Source organism: Phenylobacterium sp., from assembly GCF_036263695.1.
Lineage (GTDB): Bacteria > Pseudomonadota > Alphaproteobacteria > Caulobacterales > Caulobacteraceae > Phenylobacterium.
Genome location: NZ_DATAGM010000047.1, coordinates 1 through 6,748, shown reverse-complemented (window position 1 = coordinate 6,748; position 6,748 = coordinate 1). Strand labels below are relative to the sequence as shown.

At 70.6% G+C, this 6,748-nt stretch carries 8 protein-coding genes; 3 read left to right on the top strand and 5 right to left on the bottom strand.

Annotation, left to right across the window (positions count from 1 at the left end; genetic code table 11):
- Window positions 1-183: 183 nt before the first annotated feature.
- Window positions 184-930: a Crp/Fnr family transcriptional regulator gene (locus tag VHK87_RS01810; RefSeq protein WP_329633185.1), complete on the top strand. Its 747-nt coding sequence runs from the start codon at window positions 184-186 to the stop codon at window positions 928-930.
- Between the two features lie 2 nt (window positions 931-932).
- On the opposite strand, the gene VHK87_RS01805 is transcribed toward VHK87_RS01810, so the two are convergent.
- From VHK87_RS01805 to VHK87_RS01795, 3 genes are all read right to left on the bottom strand, one after another.
- Window positions 933-1,181: a hypothetical protein gene (locus VHK87_RS01805; protein ID WP_329633184.1), complete on the bottom strand. Its 249-nt coding sequence runs from the start codon at window positions 1,179-1,181 to the stop codon at window positions 933-935.
- Window positions 1,178-1,924 (bottom strand): Crp/Fnr family transcriptional regulator, encoded by a 747-nt coding sequence (locus VHK87_RS01800; RefSeq protein ID WP_329633183.1) that lies wholly within the window; start codon window positions 1,922-1,924, stop codon window positions 1,178-1,180. Before VHK87_RS01800 ends, VHK87_RS01805 begins: the two co-directional genes overlap by 4 nt.
- A 140-nt stretch (window positions 1,925-2,064) precedes the next feature.
- Window positions 2,065-2,634, bottom strand: coding sequence for a DUF1003 domain-containing protein (locus tag VHK87_RS01795; RefSeq protein ID WP_329633182.1), 570 nt, complete (start codon window positions 2,632-2,634; stop codon window positions 2,065-2,067).
- Between the two features lie 92 nt (window positions 2,635-2,726).
- Here VHK87_RS01795 and VHK87_RS01790 point away from each other — a divergent pair, with 92 nt between their 5' ends.
- Complete coding sequence (locus tag VHK87_RS01790; protein ID WP_329633181.1) at window positions 2,727-3,818, top strand: CgeB family protein; 1,092 nt, start codon at window positions 2,727-2,729, stop codon at window positions 3,816-3,818.
- A 1-nt stretch (window position 3,819) separates the two neighbouring features.
- Entirely contained in the window at window positions 3,820-4,671 is an 852-nt protein-coding gene (locus VHK87_RS01785) for a nucleotidyltransferase family protein (RefSeq protein WP_329633180.1), read from the top strand.
- Between the two features lie 27 nt (window positions 4,672-4,698).
- Here the strand turns inward: VHK87_RS01785 and VHK87_RS01780 are convergent, their stop codons facing one another.
- Window positions 4,699-6,111 (bottom strand): phosphomannomutase/phosphoglucomutase, encoded by a 1,413-nt coding sequence (locus VHK87_RS01780; RefSeq protein WP_329633179.1) that lies wholly within the window; start codon window positions 6,109-6,111, stop codon window positions 4,699-4,701.
- 10 nt (window positions 6,112-6,121) lie between these two features.
- The coding region (locus VHK87_RS01775) for an NAD-dependent epimerase/dehydratase family protein (RefSeq protein WP_329633178.1) at window positions 6,122-6,748 on the bottom strand (627 nt) is incomplete at its 5' end.

The following is a 6,748-nucleotide window of genomic DNA, read 5'->3' as shown; positions in this document are numbered from 1 at the left end:
TCCTGTATACAATGTGGCGCGCCCGCTGTTGACCCGGGAACGCGGCCGCGAATACGCGATTGTCGAAATCTGACATAGGGTTCGGGAAAGACCGGCCGGTCAATAAATCCGCACAGCGTTAACCCAGGATATTCTTGGGCGGCGATTATTGGCCGACACTCCCGTAGACGACGGGAGACAAGCTTGACCATACTCGATCTGTTCTTCGCGAGACTGAGGGCTGCCGGCCCCATCGATACGAACGACCTGCAGCTCCTGCTGCAACTTCCCAGGACGACCTTCACGGCGCCCGCGCAGACCGCGATCGCGCGCACCGGCGATCGGCTCGGCGGGGCGACCCTGCTGCTGCAAGGCATGGCCTGCCGCAGCCGCGTCAGGTCCGCCGGCGCCCGGCAGATCCTGTCGATCCACATCCCCGGGGACGCGCTCGACCTGACCCCCGCCTTCGAGGCGCGCGACGACACGCTCGAGGCGCTGACCACCTGCCGCGGCGTGTTGATCCCCTACCCGGCCTTGGAGGCGGCGATGCAGCGCCCGTCTCTGCGGGCGGCGTTCGCGCGTCTGGCCGGCGCGGAGGCCAACATGCTGGCCGAGCGGCTGGTCAGCCTCGGCCGGCGCGCGGCGCTGGAGCGGATGGCCCACTTCTTTTGCGAGATCGTCGCCCGCATGGACGCCGTCGGGCTGGGGGCGAACGGCCGCTACGACATGCCCCTTACCCAGGCCGATCTCGCCGATGCGCTGGGGCTGTCGGTGGTGCACGTCAACCGGACCCTGCAGCAGCTGCGGGCCACGGGGGCGATCAGCTTCCGCAGCCAGCGGCTGAGCGTGCACGATCACGACGCGCTGCGCGCCATGGCCGAGTTCCATCCCAGCTACCTGCACCTTGAAGGGCGGCAGCCGGCTCAGCAGCGGGCGGCGCAGGTGGCCTAGGCTCACAGGAGCGATTGCGCCGCGACCTCCGCCTCGATCCACGCCTGCGCCTCGTCCAGGCTGGCGAAGGTTGGGTGGGTTGGCCCGGCGAGCCGACCGAACGCGGCCTCGAGAAACCATCGGCCCGCCGCCTGGCCGTGGACGGCGGACAGGCGCACAAGCACCGCCACCAGTTTGTCGTCGCAAAACGCCAGCCGCCCTTCGCCGTCATCGCCAGCAGCGACGAGCACGGGCAGGAAGCGGAAGTTCACGCAGCCACGTTCCGCAGGTGGAGGTAGGTGGGGTCGAAGTCGCCGACCGCCTTCAGCCGCTCCCAATCGGAGATGGTGACGAACCGCCCCTTGGAGGCGATCAGGCCTTCAGCCCGAAGCTCCTGCACCACGCGGTTCACGTGCACCGGCGACAGCCCCAGGGCGTCGGCCAGCTCCACCTGAGTGATCGGCAGCTCGAAGCCGCCATCGCTGGCCAGGTCGACGGCGCGCAGCTTGAGGTAGACCTCGCAAATGGCGTGGGCGATCCGCGTCTTGGCCGTGCGTCGCCCGACGCCGGCCAGCCACTCCCGGAAGATCGCGGCGTCGATCAGGGTGTCGCGCCAGAACAGCGCGGTGATCCCGGGATGCTCCCGGGTGAGCGCATGCATGGAGTCGTGCGGGATGAAGGCCGCCGTCACCGGCGTGAGCGCCGACACGCTGTGGTCCATCACATTCAGGTGCAGGCTCTGCAGGTCGGGGATGTCGCCGGGCAGGTGGAAGGACATGATCTGCCGCTGGCCTTCGCCCAGCAGCTTGTAGCGGCAGACGAAGCCCTCGACGATGAGACAGCATTCCGGCGGCGCATCGCCCTGCCGCACCAGGTCGGCGTTCTCCGCGAAGCTGCGCAACCGGAAGGGGAGTCTCGCGAGCGCGGCCTTCTCCGCCTCCGTCACGGTCCCGATGGCCTCCAGTTTGGCGATCAGCCGGATATGCGGGGGAGAAACGTCCTTGCGATCGGCCACGTAGGCTCCAGGGTGGATATGTCCGGACCCGTCTTCGAATCCACTCCGCGGTTCTACGCGCGCGCAGAACCGAGCGTCGCACACATAGGTTAGATCAGCCTCGGCCGCCCGGGGAACCCTGCTCATGGAGAGCGCCCGGGCTAGACGGCCTTGCGCTTTCGCTTGTCGTCGTCCAGCTCCTCGAGCACCACCTCTGGGGCGACGTCCTGGGCGAGCTCCTCGAGCTCGGGATCGCGGCTCCGCTCGACGCCCATCCTATTGGCCATCTCCGACACCAGGGCGATCAGCTGGGTGATCTCGTGCTCCGCCAGCAGGTTGATCTGCAGGTCGAGGTCGGCGCGCTTCTCGGCCGTCGCGGCGGCTCGGTTTTGGGCGATCAGAACGAAGGTCGAGATGAAGATCGCCTCCACCGAGGCGATCATGGCCAGCACCACAAAGGTCGGGTCGAAGCGGGGGATCAGCGGGATCCACCCGAGGTTCACGACAATCCAGGTCCCGAAGACGGCCAGGTGCAGGTAGACGAACCGCATCGAGCCGGCGAAGTCGGTGATCGCCTGGGCGACCTTGTCCTGCCGACTGGCGCCCGCTTGGTCGCGCCGCCGCTGCTCGCGCATGGCCTCGATGTTGCGGCGCAGGACACCGGCCATGTCCGGCCCGCCGGTGTCGGAGCGAGGCCAGGTAACCCGTTCACGGGTATCGGACGGCGTCATCAATGGCTTCCCTGTGCTGGCCTCCTACAACCAACCCGGAGCAGGAACCCACGTTCCCGGAACCTCCACCTTGGAGGGGTGTTGCACCCAGCGTGGAAGGGACCATCGTCATCTTCGGCCTGACCCTCAGTTCCTCCTGGGGCAACGGCCACGCCACCCTCTGGCGCGGGCTGATCGGGGCCCTCGCGCGGCGCGGGGTGCGGGTGGTCTTCTTCGAGAAGGATGTCCCCTATTACGCCCGGCACCGGGATCTCTGGGAGTTGCCGGCCGGAGAGCTGGTGCTCTACGCCGACTGGGACGCGGTGAAGAGCCGGGCGGCGGCGGAGGCGCGGGGGGCGGATGCGGTGATCGTCACCTCTTACTGCCCCGATGGGCCGGCGGCCTGCGCGCTGGCCTGCGAGCACGGGCGCACCAGCCTGTTCTACGACATGGACACGCCCGTCACCCTCGCCCGGCTAGCGGCCGGCGAGCAGGTGGCCTACCTGCCGGCCGAGGGCCTCTCCGGCTTCGACCTGGTGCTCAGCTATACCGGCGGCGAGGCGCTGACCCGGCTTGAGCGCGATCTGGGCGCCCGGCGCACGGCGCCGCTCTACGGCCACGTGGACCCGTCAGTTCACCGCCCGGCGCCGGCCGAGGACCGCTTCCGGGGCGAGATGTCCTACCTCGGCACCTATTCGGCCGACCGGCAGGCGGCGGTGAGCGCGCTGTTCGCCGAGCCGGCGAGGCGCATGCCCGATCGGCGGTTCATCCTCGGCGGGTCCGGGTACGGGGCGGACTTCCCGTGGGCGGACAACATCTTCCTGATCGAGCACGTGCCGCCGGCCGAGCACCCGGCCTTCTTCGCCTCCTCGCGACTGACGCTGAACGCCACGCGGGGCGACATGGCCGCGCTCGGCTACTGCCCGTCCGGTCGGCTGTTCGAGGCCGCCGCCTGCGGCTGTCCGGTGCTCAGCGATGTCTTCGATGGGCTGGAGCTGTTCTTCACGCCAGGCCGCGAGATTCTGACCGCCACCACCACCGAGGAGGCGCTGGCGGCGCTGGCGCTCAGCGACGCCGAGCTTGCCGCCATCGCCCGTGCGGCCCGCGAGCGGACCCTCGCCGAGCACACCAGCGACCACCGCGCCGCCGAGCTGCTGCGCCTGCTGGACGCCGCGCCCGCCAACCGGCTGCAGGAGGCGTCCTGACATGTGGGGCATCGTGCCGGCCGCCGGCCAGGGGACGCGGATCCAGCCACTGGCTTTCTCCAAGGAGCTGCTGCCGGTGGGCACGCGCAGGGAGGGGGCCGTCGAGCGGCCGCGCGCGGTGAGCGAATACCTGGTTGAGCGCATGGCCAGGGCGGGCGCTACCAAGGTCTGCTTCGTCATCGCCCCGGGCAAAAGCGACATCCTGCGCTACTACGGGGCCCGGGCGCTGGAGGTGGACATCGCCTATGTGGTCCAGCCCCAGCCAGCAGGCCTGTGCGACGCCCTGTTCCGCGCCCTGCCGCTGATCCACCCGGACGAGCCGGTGGTCGTCGGCCTGCCGGACACCATCTGGTTCCCCGACGATGGCCTGGCGCGCCTGCCCGACGACAGGCTGGCGTTCTTGCTGTTCCCGGTGGAGCGGCCGGAGAACTTCGACGCCGTAGTCACCGACGAGGCCGGCCGGGTCTTGCGTATTGAGGTGAAGGCCCGCGCGCCCGCGACCCGCTGGATCTGGGGCGCCTTCAAGCTGCCCGGCCGGGTGCTGCATGAGCTACACGCCCTGTGGCTCGAGCGCGACCGCGAGGACGAATACCTCGGCACCCTGATCAACGCCTGGATCGCCCGCGGCGGCGAGGCGGTCGGCGTGCGGGCCGGTGAGGCCTACGTCGACGTCGGCACCCTCGGCGGCTACCGCGAAGCGCTGGGGCTGTTGGGGGTGGCGCCCTCCCCTACTCCGCTCATCCCGGCGAAAGCCGGGACCCCGTCGGCGGACTCAGAGCCGCCCTCCACGATCACAGAGGTCCTCCCACCCACATCCGAGCCTGGATCTGGGTCCCGGCTTTCCACGGGGTGAGCGGGGTGGGGGCGCGAGCGCCTACGATCAGAACTCCGCCTCCACCCCGCTCGCCTTCAGCTCCGCCGCCAGCTGCGCTTTGAGCCGCTCCAGCGCGTCGGGGTGGGCCGCTTCGCAGCGGCAGGTGAGCTTGGGTTCGGTGCCGGAGGGGCGCAGGAGCCACCAGCCGTCGGGGCCCGAGACGCGCAAGCCGAGCTCCTCGTCGAACACGCCGCCCTGGCCGGCCATGCGCTCGGCGACCTCGCGGACCACCTGGGGCTTGCGGGCTTCCTCGCAGGGAATGCGCAGCTCGGGGGTGGCGAAGGTGGGCGGCAGGGACTCGCGGAAGGCGGGCAGCCCGCCGGGCAGGCGGCTGACCGCCAGGAAGGTGCGGATGGCCGCGTAGAGGGCGTCGTCCACAACCCCCCAGCCGGCGTCGTAGAAGATGTGGCCGGAGAGCTCGCCGGCCAGCGCCGCGTCCTCGCGCAGCATGGCCTCGCGCACCAGCACGTACCCGGAGGGAGCCAGCACGGGTCGCCCGCCCGCCTGCGCCACGCCCTCGAACAGGATGCGGCTGCATTTGACGTCGCCGACGATGGCCGCGCCCGGCCGCTCCGTCAGCAGGTCGCGGGCGAGCAGCAGCAGCAGCTGGTCGGCCCAGAGCACCCGCCCGTCAGGGCCGACGACCCCCAGCCGGTCGCCGTCGCCGTCGAAGGCGACGCCGAGGTCGCAGCCGTGGGCGGTGACCGCCTGGGCCAGTTGATCCAGGTTGGCGGCGACCGCGGGATCGGGATGATGGGCCGGGAAGCGGCCGTCGATGGTTTCGTTCAGCAGCCGGTGGCGGCCCGGGAGCCGGGCGGCGAGACGCTGGACGATCTCGCCGGTCGCGCCGTTGCCGCAGTCCCAAACCACCGACAGGTCCGCCATGCCCTCGGCGGCCGCGGCGAGGCTCTCCACGTAGGCCTCGCCCACGTCCGTGCGGCGGGCGTAGCCGGGCCGCTCCGTTCCTGCGGGCGTCTCCACTAGGGCCTTCAGGCCTGGCCCGTGAACCCGGTCGTCGCCCAGCAGGATCTTGAAGCCGTTCTCTGCCGGCGGGTTGTGGGAGGCGGTCACCATCACCGCACCATCGAGGCCGAGGCGGCGGACCGCGAAGCTGACCATCGGGGTCGGGCAGAGCCCCACCCGCTCGACCTTCATGCCGCCGTCGCATAGGCCCCAGACCAGCGCCTGCTCCAGGCTGGGCGAGCTGATGCGCCCGTCGCGCCCGACGGCGATGCGCGATAGGCCGGCGGCCTTCGCCGCCGCCGCGTAGCTGCGGCCCAGCCCGTAGGCGCCGTCGGCGTCGATCTCCTCCCCCACCCGGCCGCGGATGTCGTAGGCCCGCACCGCCCGCGGATGGATCTTCCGCTGACCGGCCGGCGAGGGCCTGCCGGACTCGGGCGCGTGTTCGACCAGCGACATGGCGCCCTCCTCAGGCGCTAAGCAGCGCCTCGTCCAGATCGGCGCTCGGGCGGCGGCGGGACGAGCCCCCCTCCTCCTCGAACCAGGAGATGGTGGCCTTCAGCCCCTTCTCGAGCGGCGTCTTAGGCGACCAGCCGAGAACCTGTTTCGCGCGGGTGATGTCGGGACGTCGGCGCTTCGGGTCGTCCACCGGCAGCCGCTGGAAGGTGACCTCGGACGCAGAACCGGTCAGGGACAGCACCACGTCCACCAGCTCGCGGATGGTGAGCTCGGTCGGATTGCCGAGGTTCACCGGCCCCGGCTGCGCCCCCTCGTGCTCCATCAGCCGGATGAGGCCTTCGATCAGGTCGGCGACGTAGCAGAAGGATCGGGTCTGGGAGCCGTCGCCGTAGATGGTGATGTTTTCGCCGGCCAGCGCCTGACTGACGACGTTGGAGACCACCCGGCCGTCCTCGGCCGAGAGCCTGGGCCCGTAGGTGTTGAAGATCCGCGCCACGCGCACCTTGGCGCGACCCAACCGGTCGTAGTCGAACGTGAGCGTCTCGGCCGCGCGCTTGCCCTCGTCATAGCAGGCTCTGGGACCGGTGCAGTTGACGTTGCCCCAGTAGCTCTCGACCTGCGGGTGGGCGTGCGGGTC